This is a genomic window from Roseateles sp. (assembly GCF_965229315.1).
GTDB lineage: Bacteria > Pseudomonadota > Gammaproteobacteria > Burkholderiales > Burkholderiaceae_C > Pelomonas.
On record NZ_CBDDJA010000001.1, the window covers coordinates 838,377 to 855,260 of the forward strand.

The following is a 16,884-nucleotide window of genomic DNA, read 5'->3' on the forward strand; positions in this document are numbered from 1 at the left end:
CCCTGGGCGCCTCAGTCGTGCAGCGACGACAGGAACTGCTTCAGCTCCGCCGTCTGCGGCGCACCGAACAGCTCGGCCGGCGAGCCGATCTCGTGCACGCGGCCCTGGTGCATGAAGATGACCCGGTCCGCCACCTTGCGGGCGAAGCTCATCTCGTGCGTGACCATCATCAGCGTCATGCCTTCGTCCGCCAGGCTCTCGACGACGCGCAGCACCTCGCCCACCAGCTCCGGGTCCAGCGCCGACGTGATCTCGTCGCACAGCAGCACGGCCGGCTCCATCGCCAGCGCGCGGGCGATGGCCACGCGCTGCTGCTGGCCGCCGGAGAGCTGGTCGGGCATCGCGTCGAACTTCTCGGCCAGGCCCACGCGCTCCAGCAACTGGCGCGCCTGCGCCTCGGTCTCTGGCGCGCCGCGCTGCTTCACCAGCGTGGGCGCCAGCATCACGTTGCGGCCCACGCTGAGGTGCGGGAACAGGTTGAAGCCCTGGAAGATCATGCCCACCTGCTGGCGCAGCGTGCGCATGGCCATCGCGCTCTCGTACAGCAGCGGCTTGCCGTTGACGGTCAGCGAGCCGTCCTGGAACTGCTCCAGCCCGTTGATGCAGCGCAGCAGCGTGCTCTTGCCCGAACCGCTCTTGCCGATGATGGCGATGACCTCGCCGCGCCCCACGTCCAGGTCGATGCCCTTGAGCACCTCGTTCGTGCCGTAGGACTTGCGCAGGGCCGTGATGCGCACGATGGGCGGCGCCTTGAAGGGCACGGGGTCTTCAGCGGCCATGGGACCTGCCTTCCAGATGCTGGGCGAAGAGGCTGATGGGGAAGCACAGCGCGAAATAGAACAGCGCCACGCAACCGAAGACGAGGAAGGGCTTGAAGCTCGCGTTGGCGATCATGCTGCCGGCCTTGGTCAGCTCGATGAAGCCGATGACCGACGCCAGCGCCGTGCCCTTGATGACCTGCACGAGAAAGCCCACCGTGGGCGCAATGGCCAGCCGCCCGGCCTGCGGCAGCACCACGTGGCGCAGCTGCTCGCCGAAGCTCAGCGCCAGGCTGCGCGCCGCCTCCCACTGGCCGCGCGGCACCGCGTCCACGCAGCCGCGCCAGATCTCGACGAGGTAGGCGCTGGTGTACAGCGTCAGCGCCAGCGCCGCCGCCGTCCAGGCCGACACCTCCAGCCCGAGCAGCGCGAGGCCGAAGTAGGCGAGGAACAGCTGCATCAGCAGCGGCGTGCCCTGGAACAGCTGCACGTACAGGCCGACGGCGAGCCGGGTGCGCCGGCCCAGGCCCAGCCGCAGCGTCAGCAGCAGCCCGCCGACGCAGCCGCCGCCGATGAAGGCGATCAGCGACAGCGCCACGGTCCAGCGCAGCGCCAGCGCCAGGTTGCGCACGATGTCCCAGAGCGTGAACTCAACCATGGCGGGGGCTGCCAAAGAAGAAGCGCGGGCCGGCCCACATCAGCAGCCGGCGCGCGGCGATGGACAGCGCCAGGTAGATCGCCAGCGCGATGAACACCGCCTCGAAAGCGCGGAAGTTGCGGCTGTGGATGAGGTTGGCCGCGTAGCTCAGCTCCTCGGTGGAGATCTGGCTGCAGACCGCCGAGCCCAGCATGACGATGATGATCTGGCTGGTCAGCGCCGGCCACACGCGCTGCAGCGACGGCGGCAGCACGACGCGCAGGAAGGTCTGCGCCGGGCCCAGCGCCAGGCTCTGCGCCGCCTCCCACTGGCCGCGCGGCGTGGCCTGGATGCCGGCGCGCAGGATCTCGCAGCCATAGGCGCCCAGGTTCAACGTCATGGCGATGACCGACGCCAGCTCGGGCGACAGCTTCACACCCAGCGCCGGCAGCCCGAAGAAGATGAAGAACAGCTGCACGATGAACGGCGTGTTGCGCAGCAGCTCCACGTAGGCGCCCAGCAGCCGGCGCAGCCAGGCCGGACCGCAGGCGCGCGCCCACGCACCCAGCGTGGCCAGCACCAGGCCCAGCGGCGTGGCGACGAGCGTGAGCCCCAGCGTCCACGCCACGCCCCTGAGCAGCAGCGGCCATTCGGCCAGCACCGCGAGGAAGTCGAAGCTGATCATGGCCGGGGGCGCTCAGCTCACAACGGCAGTTCGCCGGTACCGCGGCCCAGCCATTTCTTGGACAGCGCCTCCAGCTCGCCCGAGGCCTTGGCCGCCGCGATGATCTCGTTGACCTTGGCCAGCAGCGCGTCCTCGCCCTTGGCCACGCCGACGAAGCAGGGGCTGTCCTTGAGCAGCAGCTTGTATTCGAGCTGCAGGCCCGGGTTGCGCACCATCAGGTTGCCGGCCACGGCCGCGCTGGTGGCGATGAGCTGCGTCTGCCCGGCGGCGTAGGCGGCCAGCGTCGCGTTGTTGTCCTCGAAGCGCCGGTATTCCAGCGTCGGCGGCGCGACCTTGGCCAGCTCCTGGTCTTCCATCGCGCCGCGCGTCACGGCCACGGTCTTGCCGGCCAGGTCCGCAAAGCTCTTGATGGGCAGGCTCTTGGCCGCGAACACGGCCTGGTAGAACGGCGCGTAGGCGGCGCTGAAGTTGATGACCTTCTCGCGGTCCGGGTTCTTGCCCAGCGTGGAGATGACGAGGTCGGCCTTCTTGGTCTGCAGGTAGGGGATGCGGTTGGCGCTGGTCACCGGCAGCAGCTCGACCTTGACGCCCAGCTTGGCGGCGATCAGCTCGGCCACGGCCACGTCCAGGCCCTGGGGCTTCATGTCGGTGCTGACGAAACCGTAGGGCGGGTAGTCGGTCGGGATCGCGATCCGGATGGTCTTGCTCTTGGCGATGGCGTCCAGCGCGGTCTGCGCGTGGACGCCCGGCGACAGCAGGACCATGCAGAGGCCGGCGGCGGCGAGCACGAGACGGCGGGAAAGCGGCGGGGTCATGGCGGGGCTCCTGGGCGGTGACGAGGCGGGTGCGATGCCGTCCCGGCGCAGCTTCCGTGCCAGCGCGCGGACCGCCCGGCGGCGGCGGCGTGCACAGCCTTGGTTCGATTGGCACCGGTACGGTGCCTGGTGCGCCCGCTTGTGTTCGCGGCCGGGCTCAGCGCCCCGTCATGGCCGGTAGAAGTAGGGAATCGCGCACAGCACCGCGCCCATGGCCAGCAGCGCCCAGACGTTGCTGACGAAGTAGGGGAACACCATCAGCGCCAGGCCGCAGAGCAGCGGCACCAGCGCCCGCTGCTTCTTGCCGTAGATGAAGAAGCCGGCGCCGATGGCGCCGAACAGCACGCTCCACAGCAGGGTCGAGGTGTCCATGGCGTTCAAGGAGGCGGCCGGGGCCGGGTAGTGCATGTTCTCAGAAGCCTCATGGGGATAGCATCGCCCGCTCCACTGCAGGAGCCGCCATGGCCGACGACACGATCCGCTTCGACGACGGGGCCAGCTACGAAATCCTGATGGGCCGCTGGAGCCGGCTCGCGGGCGAGCAGTTCCTGCAGGACCTCGCTGCGCCGCCGGGCGCGCGCTGGCTGGACGTGGGCTGCGGCAACGGCGCGTTCACCGAGCTGATCGTGCAGCGCTGCAGCCCGTCGGCGGTCCTCGCCTTCGACCCGTCGCCCGGCCAGCTGGCCTATGCCCGCAGCCGCCTCGCGGCGGACGCGCCGGTCACCTGGGCCGAGGGCGACGCGATGCGCCTGCCGGTGGCCGACGGCGGCTGCGACGTGGCCGTGATGGCGCTGGTGCTGTTCTTCGTGCCCGAGCCCGCGGTGGGCGTGGCCGAGATGTGCCGCGCCGTGCAGCCCGGCGGCACGGTGGCGTCTTACCACTGGGACATGCTGGGCGGCGGCTTCCCGCTGGCCGCCATCGGCGCGGAGATGCTGAAGCTGGGCCACACGCCGCGCATGCCGCCCAGCGTGGGCGCGTCCACGCTGGAGGCCTCGCGCGCGCTGTGGGAGGGTGCCGGCCTGCAGCAGGTGCGCACCGGCCAGGTCAGCGTCGAGCGCCACTTCGCAGGCTTTGACGACTACTGGAACAGCGCGGCGCTGAGCAGCACCTTCCGCCCCATGCTGGAGGCGTTGCCGGCCGACCACCGGGTGCAGCTGAAGGCGGCCGTGCGCGAGCGGCTGCAGGCCGGCGACGGCCCGCTGACCGTCGGCGCGCGGGCCAACACGATCAGCGGCGTCAAGCGCTGACGCGCCCTCAGCCGCCGGACATCAGCCGCCAAACATCATCCGCCGCGCGACCGCGCGCTTCAGCGGCGTCGCCAGTTCCAGGCCGGCCAGCGCCAGCCCGCGCAGCGCGGGCAGGCCCGGCAGCCGCCAGGCGAAGCTGCGCGCGAGGAAGTCGGTCGCGGCGATCATGGGCCAGCGGTCCGGCGCTCGCTGCCAGTCCACGCGGGCCAGCGCCGCATCCAGGCCGGCACCGGTCTCGGCGGCGTCGCGCAGCGCATCCACCAGTGCCTGCGCGTCGCGCAGCCCGAGGTTGAGGCCCTGGCCCGCCACCGGGTGCAGCGTCTGCGCCGCGTTGCCGATGCGCAGCGTGCGGCCCTGCAGCAGGCGCGTCTCGGCGTTCAGCCCCAGCGGGAAACACTTCAGCGGCGAGATGCCGGTCAGCGTGCCGGCTGCGGCGGGCAGCTGCTGCTGGATGACGGCCAGGCGCTGCGCGTCGTTCAGCGTCGCGATGTCGTCCTCGGCCTGCGGCAGGCACCACACCAACGCCGCGCGAGGGCCTTGCGCGTCGTCCGGCAGCGGCAGCAGCGCCAGCGGGCCGTTGCGCGTGAAGCGCTCGATGGCCAGGCCCTGCAGGCCCGGCGCGGCCAGGCGCACGGTGCCCACCCACGCGTTCTGGTGATAGTCCCGCGTGATGGCCTTGCGGTCCTGCTCGGCGAACACGCCGCCCTCGGCGACGACGGCCAGGTCGAAGCTGTCAACCACCGGGCCTTCGCCGCAGTCCAGCGCCACACCGCCGGCCTGCGAGCGGATGGCGTGCACCGGTGTCGCAAAGCGCGTGAACAGCTGCCTGGGCCGCTGCGCGGCGACGTCCAGCCAGCGCTGCTGCAGCGGCGCGACCAGCGCGCCATAGGGCAGCACCGCGCCGAGCTGCGGCAGGCCTTGCTCGGCCGCGCGTATCCACACCTCGCCGGCGATGGGCGCCGGCGGCGCCTGGCTGACGTGCACGGTCTGGATGGCCTGGGCCGCGTCGGGCTGCCAGGCGTGCAGGCGCTGCAGCAGCCGGATGCTGCCGAGGTTCAGCGCCAGCGTGCGCGCGTCGCCGCGGATGTCGCGGTCCAGCGCGCGGGTGTCGAAGAGATGGATGTCGGCGCCGGCCAGGCGCTCGGCGGCCAGCAGGGCGAGGGCGAGGCCGGCGGGGCCGGCGCCGATGACGGCGAGTTTCATGCCCTCAACGATACCGGGGCAAACGGCCCGGCCCGGCAAGCGCCAGCGCACGCGCTTAAGCTGCGGCCCCTCGCGCTGCGCTGCGGCGCCCTTTCTTCGTCACAGGACTCCCCATGCAATACCGCCGTCTCGGCCGCGCCGGCCTCCAGGTTTCCGAGCTCTCGCTGGGCTCCTGGGTCACGTACCACAACCAGGTCGACACCAAGGCAGCCACCGAGATGCTGGCCGCCGCCTTCGACGCCGGTGTCAACTTCTTCGACAACGCCGAGGTCTATGCCCAGGGCGAGAGCGAAGTGGTGATGGGCCAGGCCTTCAAGGCGCTGGGCTGGAACCGGCTGGACTACATCGTCTCCAGCAAGTTCTTCTGGGGCCTGGCGCGGGACGGCGTGACGGTCAACCGCAAGGACACGCTGAACCGCAAGTACCTGATGCAGGCCGTGGATGCATCGCTGAAGCGTTTCCAGCTCGACCACCTGGACCTGATCTACTGCCACCGCCCCGACCCGCACACGCCCATCGAGGAGACCGTCTGGGCGATGAGCGACATCATCCGCCAGGGCAAGGCGCTGTACTGGGGCACCAGCGAGTGGTCGGCCGGCGACATCCGCGCCGCGTGGGAGATCGCCGAGCGCCACCACCTGCACAAGCCGGTCGTCGAGCAGCCCCAATACCACCTGTTCCACCGCCGCAAGGTCGAGCAGGAGTTCGCGCGCCTGTACGACGACATCGGCCTGGGCCTGACCACGTGGAGCCCGCTGGCCTCGGGCCTGCTGACCGGCAAGTACCGCCACGGCGTCCCCGAGGGCAGCCGTGCGTCGCTGGAGAGCATGGCCTGGCTGCGCGACAACGTGCTGGACAAGGCCAAGAACGACGCCGTCGCCAAGCTGGGCGACATCGCCGCGGAGCTGGGCTGCAACACCGCGCAGCTCGCCATCGCCTGGGCCAACCGCAACCCGCGCGTGTCCACCGTCATCCTGGGCGCCAGCCGCATCGGGCAGCTGCACGACAACCTCGCCGCGCTGGCCGTCACGCCCAAGCTCACGCCGGCCGTCGTGGAGCGCATCGACGCCATCACCAAGCCGCTGTCGCAGTAAGTTTTTCCCGTTTCGGGACGCCTTGGGCGGGCGGTCCGGGATGGCGGCCTCCGGCTGGCTGAGAATGCCCCCATGAGGGTCGTCATCAGAAGAGGGTGGGCAGCCTTGCTGGTCGCCATGGGCCTGTCGGGCCTGGCGCAGGCTGTCACACCGAGGTTCGAAGCGGTGGGAGAGGTCGATTCGTTGCGGGACCGCGCCGTCTCGGCACTCGCCATGGACGCGCGCGGCTTCCTGTGGGTGGGCATGCCGGACGGGCTGCAGCGCTTCGACGGCTATCGGTTCCGCCGCTACCCGCTGCGCGACCCGGGCGACGGCGTCGCCGTCGACCAGTTCGTGCGCAGCCTGATGGCCGACCCGCGCGGTGGCCTGTGGGTGGCCGCCGGCAACAGCGGCCTGGCCTGGCTGGACACGGCGTCCGGCCAATGGACGCGCTGGGCGCGTGCCGAAGGCGCCCCCGTGGACGCCCGCGCGCCGGCCTCCAACGCCGTGCGCGCGCTGGCGCTGGAACCCGACGGCAGCCTGTGGGTGGGCACGCAGGGCGGCCTGTCGCGGCTGGACCCGCAGCGCCGCGGCTTCTCGCACCTGCGCGGCACCGCCTCGGGCCTGCCGGACGACCGCATCGCGTCGCTGCTGCTGGACCGCCACGGCACGTTGTGGATAGGCAGCTGGCGGGGCCTGGCCCGCAAGCGCGCCGGCAGCGAGCGCATCGAGCCGGTCGAACTGGGCCTGGCCCTGCCGCATATCACCCTGCTGGCCGAGACGCGCGATGGCCGCGTGCTCGTGGGCACCGGCCAGGGCGACCTGCGCATGCTGTCGGCAGACGACGGCCGCGCGCTGCCCTTCGCCGCGCGTGCCGGCGCCAGCGACGGCGCCTGGCCCGTGCTGTCCATGGTCCAGGCCGACGACGACGAACTCTGGCTGGGTGGGCGCAATGGCATCGAGCGCCGCAAGGCCGGCGATGGCGCGCTGATCGAGCGCCTGCCGCCCGAAGGCAGCAGCCCGGCGCCCGTGCCGCGCAGCGAGGTGCGCGCGCTGATGCGCGACCCCGCCGGCCTGATCTGGGCCGGCAGCTATGGCTCGGGCCTGATGCGCCACGTGCCGCCGTTGCCGGGCCTGGCCGTCGTGCAGAACGAGGGCGAGCGCTGGCGGCGCTTCGGCGACCTGGACGTGCGCAGCGTGCTGCAGCTGGACAACGGCCGCATCTGGCTGGGCACCCAGGCCGCCGGCGTGCTCGTGCTGGACGCCGCGCTGCAGCCCGTGGGCGAGATCCTCAACGCCGCGGGCCGCCAGGGCGCGCTGGGCCGCATCGGCGCGATGGCGCAGACCCCCGACGGCATCTGGCTGGCGGCGGAGTCCCAGCTGATGCGCTTCGACACGCAGGGCCGCTGGCGCCAGACGCTGGACGGCAGCCGCTCGACCGTGCGCCGCATGCTGGCCACGCGCGACGGCACGCTGTGGCTGGGCACCACCGACGGCCTGTGGCGTCTGCGCCGGGGCGCGACGGAACTGCAGCCCGTCATGCTGGGCAGCCGGCGCAGCAGCGGCGAAGTCAATGCCATCCTGGAGATGCCCGACGGCAGCCTGTGGGCCGGCGGTGCGGCCGGCCTGCTGCGGATCGCCGAGCCCGGCGCCGCGCAGCCCACGGCCGATGCGCCGCCCACGCCCGGCCTCGTCGGTCGCACCGTCGTGGGCCTCGGCGTGGACGGCCAGGGCCGGCTGTGGGTGGACACCAGCGCCGGCCTGCATCAACGCGTCGGCGAGGACGCCCAGGGCGTGCGCTTCGAGGGCTTCCCGGCCGCGTCGGGGGACGACGTCATCGGCGTCTTCGGCGCCAACCTGCTGGCCGACGCGCAGGGCCGCATCTGGACGCACCGCGGCTATTTCGACCCGAGCAGCGGCGAGCGGCTGGAACTGGGCGCCGTGGACGGCGCCGACATCGGCACCGGCTGGTTCCGCGCCTACACGCGGCTGGCCGACGGGCGCTTCCTGTTCGGCGGCGCGCATGGCCTGCTGGTGCTGCAGCCCGAGCGCTTCACGCGCTGGACCTACCAGCCGCCGGTCGTCGCGACCGAGCTGCGCCTGGGCGGCGCCAACCAGCCCGTGCCGGCCCAGGGCCAGCCGCTGGTGCTCGCGCCGGGCGACCGCAGCTTCAGCATCGGCTTCGCCGCGCTGGACTTCAGCCGCCCGGCCAACCTGCGCTACCGCTACCGCCTGGAAGGCCTGGACAGCGACTGGCTGGAGGCGGGCCCCACCGCCCGCCGCGCGGCCTACACCAACCTCGACCCCGGCCGCTACGTGATGCGCGTGCAGGGCAGCAACCGCCAGGGCGACTGGAGCCCGCGCGAGCTGCGGCTGGACGTGCAGGTGCAGGCCGCCTGGTGGCAGACGCGCTGGCTGCAGGTGCTGGCCGGCCTGGCCGTGCTGGGCCTGGTGCTGCGGGCGTTCCGGCTGCGCACGCGGCTGCTGCTGAAGCGCCAGCGCGTGCTGGAGGAGGCGGTGGCCTCGGCCACCGCCGCGCTCAACGCCAAGTCCGCCGAGCTGGAGGAAGCCAGCCTCACCGACCCGCTGACGGGCCTGCGCAACCGCCGCTTCCTGGAGCAGCAGCTGCCCGGGGACATCGCGCTGGCCGTGCGCCGCCACGAAGGCGGCGAGCTCTACGGCCACCCGTCGCGCCCCACGCCGCTGGACGCCAACGGCGAGATGCTGTTCTTCCTGATCGACGTGGACCACTTCAAGCGCATCAACGACGAGCACGGCCACATGGCCGGCGACGCGGTGCTGATGCAGATGCGCGGCCGGCTGGGGCAGGTCTTTCGCGCCTCCGACCATCTCGTGCGCTGGGGTGGCGAGGAGTTCCTCGTCGTCGCCCGCGACACGCCGCGCACGCGTGGCGCCGAGCTGGCCGAACGCGCCCGCCAGTGCATCGCCGGCCAGCCGTTCACGCTGGACGGCGGCGCGCAGCTGTCGCTGACCTGCTCGGTCGGCTTCATCGCCTTCCCGCTGTGCGTGAGCCTGCCGCGCGCGCTGGACTGGCGCGCCGCCGTGGACCTGGCCGACACCGCGCTCTACCAGGCCAAGCGGGATGGCCGCGACGCCTGGGTGGGCCTGCTGGACGCCAGCGCCGCCAGCGAGGCCGAGCTGCGCCAGGACGCCCGGCTGCCGCTGGCGGACTGGGCCGCCAGTGGCCGGCTGCGGCTGCAGCATTCGCGCTGACACGGCTTGAAGCCCCTCGCCCGGTTCCGGCCGGCGGGCGGCACCGGACTACTCGTTACCCCGTAGCCGCCGCGCCGCGGTGCTGACTTCATCAGGCGCCAGAATGTCTGCATGAAATTCGTGACGAGGTGGGGGGCCGCGCTGCTGGCTGCCGCGGGGTTGTGCACGGCCGCGATGGCGGTCGTGCCGCGCTTCGAGCCCATCGGCGATCCGGGTGCGGTTCGGGACAACGTCGTGTCGGCGCTGGCGCTGGACGCGCGCGGCCTGCTGTGGGCCGGCTCGCCCGAAGGCCTGCTGCGTTTCGACGGCTATGCCTTCCGCCGCTACCCGCTCAGCGCCCCGGACGGGCAGCTGCTGCCCGAGCAGTTCGTGCGCGCCATGCTGCCCGACCCGCGCGGCTGGATGTGGGTGGCCGCCGGCAACAGCGGCCTCGTGCGCCTGGACCTCGCCACCGGCCGCTGGGCCCGCTGGGCGCGCGACGGCAGCTCCGCCGACGACACCGCGCCCGCCGCCAACACGGTGCGCACGCTCGCGCTGGAAAAGGACGGCACGCTGTGGCTGGGCGGCAGCGGCGGCCTGGACCGCTTCGACATCAAGACGCAGCGCTTCACGCACCACCGCGGCCGCGAGGACGGCCTGCCCGACCCGCGCGTGCAGACGCTGCTCCTGGACCGGCAGGGCACGCTGTGGATAGGCACCTGGCGCGGCATCGCACGCAAGGCCGCCGACGGACCCATCGAGACGCTGGACGTGAACCTGGGCGACCAGCTCGTCACGCTGATCACCGAGACGCTGGACGGTCGCATCGTCGTCGGCACGGCGCAGGGGCAGTTGCGCGCGCTGTCGCCCGCGGGCGAGGCGCTGCCCTTCAGCCCCGGTGCCGAACCCGGCAAGGCAGCGGGTGCGACGTCCGGCGTCTCGCCCGTCATGGCGATGGCGCAGCCGGACGACGGCGAGCTGTGGTTCGGCGATGCGTCCGGCCTGTCGCGCCGGCGTGCGTCCGATGGCGAACTGATCGAGCGCCTGCCCGCCACCGGCGTGGCCGCGGCGCCGCGCAGCGACGTGCGGGCGCTGCTGCGCGACCCCTCCGGCACCATCTGGGCGGGCAGCTTCGGCGGCGGGCTGATGCGCCACGTGCCGTCGCTGCCCGGCCTGTCCATGGTGCGCGAGGCCATCGGCGCGCAGCCGCCCGCGCTGGACGTGCGCAGCGTGCTGCAGCTGCACAGCGGCGAGGTCTGGCTGGGCACGCTCAGCGGCGGCATCGAGCGGCGCGACCGCCAGCTCGACCCCATCGCCCGCATCGCGCCGGGCACCAACGGCCTGCCGCCAGGGCGGGTCAACGCGCTGGGGCAGTCCCGGGACGGCTCCGTCTGGGTCGCCATCGACACGCAGATGCTGCGCTTCGACCCTCAGGGCCACTGGAAGGAGACGCTGCGCAGCGGCAACGCCGTGCCGCGGCGCTTCCACCCGACCGACGACGGGGCGCTGTGGATCGCGACGCTGGACGGGCTGATGCGCTGGACGCCGGCGCACCCGACGATGCGCGCCATTGCGACCGCCGGCCTGGTGGGCGGCACCGGCGAGGTCAACGCCTTCGCCACCCTGCCCGACGGCAGCCTGTGGGCGGGCGGCGCGGCGGGGTTGTTCCGCGTCGCCAAGCCGGGCGCCGAGGAACCCGTGGCCGAGTGGGTGCCCGCCACCGGGCTGACCGGCCAGACCGTGCTGGGCATGGCCGTGGACGCCCAGGGCACGCTGTGGGTGGACACCGGCACCGGCCTGCACCGCCTGAAAAGCAGCGATGGCAAGCAGGCGCATTTCGAGGCCATCGTCGCGTCCGACGTGGGCGGCGCGTTCGGCGCCAACCTGCTGTTCGACAAGCAGGGCCGCATCTGGTCGCAGCGCAACATGTACGACCCGCGCAGCGGTGAACGCCGCGAGCTGGGCGCCGCCGACGGCGCGGACCTGGGCACCGGTTGGTTCCGCGCCTACGCCCAGCTGGACGACGGCCGCATGCTGTTCGGCGGCGCGCGCGGCCTGCTGGTGGTCGACCCGGAACGCTTCGCGCCCTGGGTCTACAAGCCGCCGCTGGTGGTCTCCGAGCTGCGCATCGACGGCGAGGAGCGCGCGCTGCAGGACGCCAGCCCCGTCGTGCTCGCGCCCGGCGAGCTGGCCTTCAGCCTCGCGTTCGCGTCGTTGGACTACAGCCAGCCCGGGCGCAACCGCTACCGCTACCGGCTCGAAGGCCTGGACACCGGCTGGATCGAGGCCGGTGCGCTGAGCCGCACGGCCACCTACACCAACCTCTCGCCGGGCCACTACAAGCTGCACGTGCAGGGCAGCAACCGTGACGGCGCCTGGAGCGAGAGGGCGCTGCAGATCGACGTGCGCGTGCAGGCCGCCTGGTGGCAGTCGCGCTGGGCGCTGGCGCTGGCCGTCATCGCCGGCTGCCTGCTGGTGGCCGGCATCGTCACGATGCGCACGCGGCTGCTGCTGCGCCACCGCCGCGTGCTCGAAGCCCGCGTGCGCGAGCGCACCCGGGCGCTGGAGGTCGCGACGGCCGAGCTGGCCGCCAAGTCCGTCGAGCTGGAGGAGGCCAGCCTCACCGACCCGCTGACCGGCCTGCGCAACCGCCGCTTCCTGGACCGCCAGATGCCCGCCGACGTGGCGCTGGCGCTGCGTCACTACGAGCCACCTGCCGTCATGCACGCCGGCGCCGAGAGCGAGCAGGACCTGCTGTTCTTCCTCATCGACATCGACCACTTCAAGCGCATCAACGACGCCCACGGCCACATGGCCGGCGACGCCGTGCTGACGCAGATGCGCGGCCGGCTGGAGCAGGTCTTCCGCGCCACGGACTACCTGGTGCGCTGGGGTGGCGAGGAGTTCCTCATCGTCGCCCGCGGCACGCCGCGCGGCCGCGCCGTCGAACTGGCCGAACGCGCCCGCCAGGCCCTGGCGTCGCAACCCTTCGACCTGGACGGCGGCTACCGCCTGGCGCTGAGCTGCTCGGTGGGCTTCTCGGCCTTCCCGCTGAGCCCACGCTGGCCGGCGGCGCTGGACTGGCGCACTGCCATCGACCTGGCCGACGCCGCGCTCTACCAGGCCAAGGAGCTGGGCCGCAACGCCTGGGTGGGCCTGCTGGAGGCCGACGCCGCCAGCGAGGACGAGCTGCGCCAGGACGCCCGCAGCCGGCTGGACGAGTGGGCCGCGACCGGGCGGCTCAAGCTGGCCACGTCCACGGCCATCGCGTGAACGGGCGCTAAGCCGCCACCAACGCCGGCGCCCAGCCCAGCGGCGCCGGCAGCACCGCCAGGATGCGCTGGCGCAGCGGCGCGTAGGCCTCGTCCACCGGCTGGCCGGCGCGCGGCGCGAGCGGGTCCTGGTGGCTGCCGAAGGCCTCGTCCAGGTCGGCCCAGTCGTCGGCGCTCAGCAGCTCGGCGGCGAGCGGCAGCACCTCGACTTCCTCGCGGCGCATGTGGCGCAGGTAGCGCGATGTGTAGACCTTGAGCTGCTGCTCGAACTTGTCGCGCCGCGGCTCACCCATCTGTTCCCACGCCAGCAGGCTGTGCTGCAGCTCGCGGATGGCCCGCTCGCCCTGGGCGTGGTCGGCATCCAGCGCGTCCAGCGTCTCGCGCAACTCGGGGGCGAGCGCGCGCAGCTTGGGGAACAGCAACTCGCTCTCCTTCCTGTGGTGCAGCCGCTCGGGAAACTCGTCGACATAGAACAGCATCGCCCGCAACGCGCCGAAGTCGGGCGGCGTGCCGGCGCGGCGCTGGGCGTCGAGCAGCAGCGGCAGCGTCCGCAGCATGGCGGCCAGCGCGTCGTGCTCGGCGCGGATGACGCGCACGGCCAGGGGCATTGGGGGCGTGGGCATGGCGCGAGCATGGGCTCCTGCCGCGCGCGATGCCTTGCGCTGGATCAAGGACAGGCGCCCGTGCGCCCGTGCGCGGCACCCCCCGTAAAATCCCTGGTTTTGCCCAACCGCCCAAGAAAGCCCCGGCCATGACTGCATCGACCGCCTCCCCCACTCTCATGGCCAACGCGATCCGCGCACTCGCGATGGACGCGGTGCAGGCGGCCAACTCCGGCCACCCGGGCGCACCCATGGGCATGGCCGACATCGCCGTCGCGCTGTGGGGCAGCCACCTGCAGCACAACCCGGCCAACCCGCACTGGGCCAACCGCGACCGCTTCGTGCTGTCCAACGGCCACGGCTCGATGCTGGTCTACGCGCTGCTGCACCTGACGGGCTACGACCTGCCCATCGAGGAGCTGCGCAACTTCCGCCAGCTGCACAGCAGGACGCCGGGCCACCCGGAGGTCGGCATCACCCCCGGCATCGAGACGACCACCGGCCCGCTCGGCCAGGGCGTGACGAACGCGGTGGGCCTGGCGCTGGCAGAGAAACTGCTGGCGCGCGACTTCAACCGCGACGGCCACACCATCGTCGACCACCACACCTATGTGTTCCTGGGCGACGGCTGCCTGATGGAAGGCATCAGCCACGAGGCCGCGTCGCTGGCCGGCGCGTGGAAGCTGAACAAGCTGATCGCCATCTACGACGACAACGGCATCTCCATCGACGGCCAGGTCGCGCCCTGGTTCGCGGACGACACGGCCAAGCGCTTCCAGGCGTACGGCTGGCAGGTCATCGGCCCGGTGGACGGCCACGACGTCGATGCCGTCGACGACGCCATCGGCCAGGCCAAGCAGAGCACCGACAAGCCCACCCTCGTCATCGCCAAGACCCACATCGGCAAGGGCTCGCCCAACCGCGCCAACACCGCCAAGGCCCACGGCGAGCCGCTGGGTGCTGAGGAGATCAAGCTGACGCGCGAAGCCCTGGGCTGGACGCACGAGCCCTTCTCGGTGCCGGCCGAGGTCTACGCCGCCTGGGACGCCAAGGACCGCGGCGGCAAGCTCGAAGCCGCCTGGGACGAGCGCTTCGACGCCTACGCCGAGGCGCACCCGGAGCTGGCCGCCGAGTTCCAGCGCCGCATGGCCGGCGTGCTGCCCGAGAACTTCGCGCAGATCGCCGTGGACGCGGTCGTCAAGTCGCACGCCGAGGCGCAGACCGTGGCCAGCCGCAAGGCCAGCCAGATCGCGCTGGAAGCCTTCACGCTGAAGCTGCCCGAGATGCTGGGCGGCAGCGCCGACCTGACCGGCTCCAACCTGACCAACACCAGCTCGACGCCCAACCTGCGCATCGCCGCCGACGGCACGCCCAACAACGGCCGCCACATCAACTACGGCGTGCGCGAGTTCGGCATGGCGGCCATCATGAACGGCGTGGCGCTGCACGGCGGCTTCATCCCCTACGGCGGCACCTTCCTGACCTTCAGCGACTACAGCCGCAACGCCATCCGCATGGCCGCGCTGATGAAGATCCGCGTCATCCATGTGATGACGCACGACTCCATCGGCCTGGGTGAGGACGGCCCGACGCACCAGTCCGTCGAGCATGTCGCGTCGCTGCGCCTGATCCCGGGCCTGGACGTCTGGCGCCCGGCCGACACCACCGAGACCGTCGTCGCATGGACGATGGCGCTGGGCAACGCGCAGCGCCCCAGCCTGCTGGCGCTGTCCCGCCAGAACCTGGCCTACTCGCCCAAGACCAACGTCGACGAGATCGCCAAGGGCGCCTACGTGCTGGCCGAGCCCGCCAAGGGCAAGCCCAAGGCCGTCATCATCGCGACGGGCTCGGAAGTGCAGCTGGCCATGGCCGCCAAGGCGCTGCTGGCCGAGGAAGGCGTCAAGGTGCGCGTGGTGTCCATGCCCAGCACCAGCGTGTTCGACCGCCAGGACAAGGACTACAAGAAGCACGTGCTGCCCAAGGGCCTGCCGCGCGTGGCCGTCGAGATGGGCGTCAGCGACTTCTGGTGGAAGTACGGCGTGGACGCCGTCGTCGGCATCGACACCTTCGGTGAATCGGCCCCGGCCGGCGTGCTGTTCAAGCACTTCGGCTTCACGCCGGAGAACGTGGCGGCGACCGTGAAGGCGGTGCTGAAGAAGCAGAAGTGATGCCGCGGCCTGCACGGGCCACGTGATGAACCAGGGCCGCTGTTGCGGCCCTGATCGTTTCTTGGCGTGAGGAGTACCCGAACACCACCGTCGGACGGCATCCGTCCTGCGTTACAACGCCGGCTGCATCAAAAAGCAGGGAGGCACAGGATGCGCAGATTCGGATGGGCCGTGCTGTGGGCGCTGGCGGCCTCAGGCGCGGCAGCGCAGACGGCAGTCGTGCAGAAGAGCGAGGCGCAGCGCCTGGCCTGTCTCGTCAAGCCGGCCCGGGAGCCGGCCTACCCCGCGCGTGACAAGCTGGACCGTGCCGTCGGCGGCATGCGCGTGCTGCTGAAGTTCACCCAGCCCGATGCGGCCCCGACGGTGGAGGTGCTGTTCAACGCCGCCCGCGAGGACATGCAGGACGCCGTGTACCGCTACCTGCGCGGCTACCGGCTGCCGTGCCTGACGGCGGCGGACGGCGCCGTCACGGCGGTGCAGGAATTCAGCTTCTCCAACACCGACCGCGATGCGACGCCGCTGGACGCCACGCGACGCGACGGCGACACGCCGATGTGCATCGTCATGCCGCGCCGCGACCCGCCCGGCTACCGCAGCTTCATCCCGCCGGACGTCGAGCATGTGGTGGCCGCCATCACCTTCAGCGGCGACGGCCAGCAGGCGCCGGAGGTCAGGTTCGTCTACTCGACCGGCAACGACCGCTTCGAGGAGCAGGTGAAGGCCTATGTGGCCGACTACCGCATGCCCTGTCGCAAGGCCGGCGCGGCGCCGCAGATGCTGCAGCAGCAGTTCAGCCTGTTCCCGATGGACCGGTCGCGCTACGGCTGGAAGCAGGAGGCCTTCGGCCTCGCGAAGTTCCTCGGCATGACGCGCGAACCCGGCAAGCTCCAGGCCCACCACGACTTCAACACCATGGGCTGCCCGTTCAAGGTGCGCTACTCGGTCTACGGCGGCTCGGTGCCCAACGAGGCCACGGTGGCCGGCAAGCCCGACCCGAACAAGCAGCCCTTCCTGGCCTGGCTGTCCAGCCTGGAACTTGCCTTCAAGAATGAGCGCCAGGCGCGGGATTTCTTCGGCACGCAGCTGCAGATCGATGTGCCGTGCACGGTGTTGAGCCTGACGGGCGACCGCTGAAACCGCCTCGGAACCAGCCCCTCCCGCGGATCGCCGAGAATGCCGGCCGACGAGAATTTTTCATCCTCCGGAGACTC

General features: G+C 72.1%; 13 protein-coding genes. 6 read left to right on the forward strand and 7 right to left on the reverse strand.

Annotated elements, in window-relative coordinates; genetic code table 11:
- Window positions 1-11: 11 nt before the first annotated feature.
- The 5 genes from ACO07H_RS03890 to ACO07H_RS03910 form a co-directional block, all read right to left on the reverse strand.
- Complete coding sequence (locus ACO07H_RS03890; protein ID WP_422011310.1) at window positions 12-779, reverse strand: amino acid ABC transporter ATP-binding protein; 768 nt, start codon at window positions 777-779, stop codon at window positions 12-14.
- Window positions 769-1,416: an amino acid ABC transporter permease gene (locus tag ACO07H_RS03895; protein WP_422011312.1), complete on the reverse strand. Its 648-nt coding sequence runs from the start codon at window positions 1,414-1,416 to the stop codon at window positions 769-771. Before ACO07H_RS03895 ends, ACO07H_RS03890 begins: the two co-directional genes overlap by 11 nt.
- A complete protein-coding gene (locus tag ACO07H_RS03900) occupies window positions 1,409-2,080 on the reverse strand; it encodes an amino acid ABC transporter permease (RefSeq protein ID WP_422011314.1) in 672 nt (223 codons plus the stop codon). The genes ACO07H_RS03895 and ACO07H_RS03900 overlap by 8 nt, the downstream gene beginning before the upstream one ends.
- 17 nt (window positions 2,081-2,097) lie before the next feature.
- A complete protein-coding gene (locus ACO07H_RS03905; RefSeq protein ID WP_422011316.1) occupies window positions 2,098-2,895 on the reverse strand; it encodes a transporter substrate-binding domain-containing protein in 798 nt (265 codons plus the stop codon).
- A 168-nt stretch (window positions 2,896-3,063) separates the two neighbouring features.
- Window positions 3,064-3,267: a hypothetical protein gene (locus ACO07H_RS03910; protein WP_422011318.1), complete on the reverse strand. Its 204-nt coding sequence runs from the start codon at window positions 3,265-3,267 to the stop codon at window positions 3,064-3,066.
- An 89-nt stretch (window positions 3,268-3,356) separates the two neighbouring features.
- Between ACO07H_RS03910 and ACO07H_RS03915 the strand changes: the two genes are divergently transcribed.
- Entirely contained in the window at window positions 3,357-4,142 is a 786-nt protein-coding gene (locus tag ACO07H_RS03915) for a class I SAM-dependent methyltransferase (protein WP_422011320.1), read from the forward strand.
- Between the two features lie 21 nt (window positions 4,143-4,163).
- On the opposite strand, the gene ACO07H_RS03920 is transcribed toward ACO07H_RS03915, so the two are convergent.
- A complete protein-coding gene (locus ACO07H_RS03920; RefSeq protein ID WP_422011322.1) occupies window positions 4,164-5,345 on the reverse strand; it encodes an FAD-dependent monooxygenase in 1,182 nt (393 codons plus the stop codon).
- 113 nt (window positions 5,346-5,458) lie between these two features.
- Between ACO07H_RS03920 and ACO07H_RS03925 the strand changes: the two genes are divergently transcribed.
- The 3 genes from ACO07H_RS03925 (at window position 5,459) to ACO07H_RS03935 (ending at window position 12,904) form a co-directional block, all read left to right on the forward strand.
- Complete coding sequence (locus ACO07H_RS03925) at window positions 5,459-6,439, forward strand: potassium channel beta subunit family protein (protein WP_422011324.1); 981 nt, start codon at window positions 5,459-5,461, stop codon at window positions 6,437-6,439.
- A gap of 72 nt (window positions 6,440-6,511) precedes the next feature.
- Window positions 6,512-9,652, forward strand: a complete 3,141-nt coding sequence (locus ACO07H_RS03930; protein ID WP_422011327.1) for a ligand-binding sensor domain-containing diguanylate cyclase — start codon at window positions 6,512-6,514, stop codon at window positions 9,650-9,652.
- A 111-nt stretch (window positions 9,653-9,763) separates the two neighbouring features.
- On the forward strand, window positions 9,764-12,904 hold the full coding sequence (locus ACO07H_RS03935; protein ID WP_422011329.1) for a ligand-binding sensor domain-containing diguanylate cyclase: 3,141 nt from the start codon (window positions 9,764-9,766) through the stop codon (window positions 12,902-12,904).
- 7 nt (window positions 12,905-12,911) lie between these two features.
- Here the strand turns inward: ACO07H_RS03935 and ACO07H_RS03940 are convergent, their stop codons facing one another.
- Entirely contained in the window at window positions 12,912-13,526 is a 615-nt protein-coding gene (locus ACO07H_RS03940) for a hemerythrin domain-containing protein (protein WP_422011331.1), read from the reverse strand.
- A gap of 128 nt (window positions 13,527-13,654) precedes the next feature.
- On the opposite strand from ACO07H_RS03940, the gene tkt reads away from it, so the two are divergent.
- Both tkt and ACO07H_RS03950 read left to right on the forward strand, forming a co-directional pair.
- The gene (gene tkt / locus ACO07H_RS03945; RefSeq protein ID WP_422011333.1) at window positions 13,655-15,673 is read left to right on the forward strand and encodes a transketolase; all 2,019 of its coding nucleotides are present in this window, start codon (window positions 13,655-13,657) and stop codon (window positions 15,671-15,673) included.
- 150 nt (window positions 15,674-15,823) lie between these two features.
- Window positions 15,824-16,807 (forward strand): hypothetical protein, encoded by a 984-nt coding sequence (locus ACO07H_RS03950; protein ID WP_422011335.1) that lies wholly within the window; start codon window positions 15,824-15,826, stop codon window positions 16,805-16,807.
- The last annotated feature ends 77 nt before the right edge of the window (window positions 16,808-16,884 follow it).

What these genes read in the sequence shown, in the direction of transcription:
- ACO07H_RS03890 (WP_422011310.1), bottom strand. Translation starts at nt 779, where the DNA reads ATGGCCGCTGAAGACCCCGTGCCCTTCAAGGCGCCGCCCATCGTGCGC.
- ACO07H_RS03895 (WP_422011312.1), bottom strand. Translation starts at nt 1,416, where the DNA reads ATGGTTGAGTTCACGCTCTGGGACATCGTGCGCAACCTGGCGCTGGCG.
- ACO07H_RS03900 (WP_422011314.1), bottom strand. Translation starts at nt 2,080, where the DNA reads ATGATCAGCTTCGACTTCCTCGCGGTGCTGGCCGAATGGCCGCTGCTG.
- ACO07H_RS03905 (WP_422011316.1), bottom strand. Translation starts at nt 2,895, where the DNA reads ATGACCCCGCCGCTTTCCCGCCGTCTCGTGCTCGCCGCCGCCGGCCTC.
- ACO07H_RS03910 (WP_422011318.1), bottom strand. Translation starts at nt 3,267, where the DNA reads ATGGACACCTCGACCCTGCTGTGGAGCGTGCTGTTCGGCGCCATCGGC.
- ACO07H_RS03915 (WP_422011320.1), top strand. Translation starts at nt 3,357, where the DNA reads ATGGCCGACGACACGATCCGCTTCGACGACGGGGCCAGCTACGAAATC.
- ACO07H_RS03920 (WP_422011322.1), bottom strand. Translation starts at nt 5,345, where the DNA reads ATGAAACTCGCCGTCATCGGCGCCGGCCCCGCCGGCCTCGCCCTCGCC.
- ACO07H_RS03925 (WP_422011324.1), top strand. Translation starts at nt 5,459, where the DNA reads ATGCAATACCGCCGTCTCGGCCGCGCCGGCCTCCAGGTTTCCGAGCTC.
- ACO07H_RS03930 (WP_422011327.1), top strand. Translation starts at nt 6,512, where the DNA reads ATGAGGGTCGTCATCAGAAGAGGGTGGGCAGCCTTGCTGGTCGCCATG.
- ACO07H_RS03935 (WP_422011329.1), top strand. Translation starts at nt 9,764, where the DNA reads ATGAAATTCGTGACGAGGTGGGGGGCCGCGCTGCTGGCTGCCGCGGGG.
- ACO07H_RS03940 (WP_422011331.1), bottom strand. Translation starts at nt 13,526, where the DNA reads ATGCCCACGCCCCCAATGCCCCTGGCCGTGCGCGTCATCCGCGCCGAG.
- tkt (WP_422011333.1), top strand. Translation starts at nt 13,655, where the DNA reads ATGACTGCATCGACCGCCTCCCCCACTCTCATGGCCAACGCGATCCGC.
- ACO07H_RS03950 (WP_422011335.1), top strand. Translation starts at nt 15,824, where the DNA reads ATGCGCAGATTCGGATGGGCCGTGCTGTGGGCGCTGGCGGCCTCAGGC.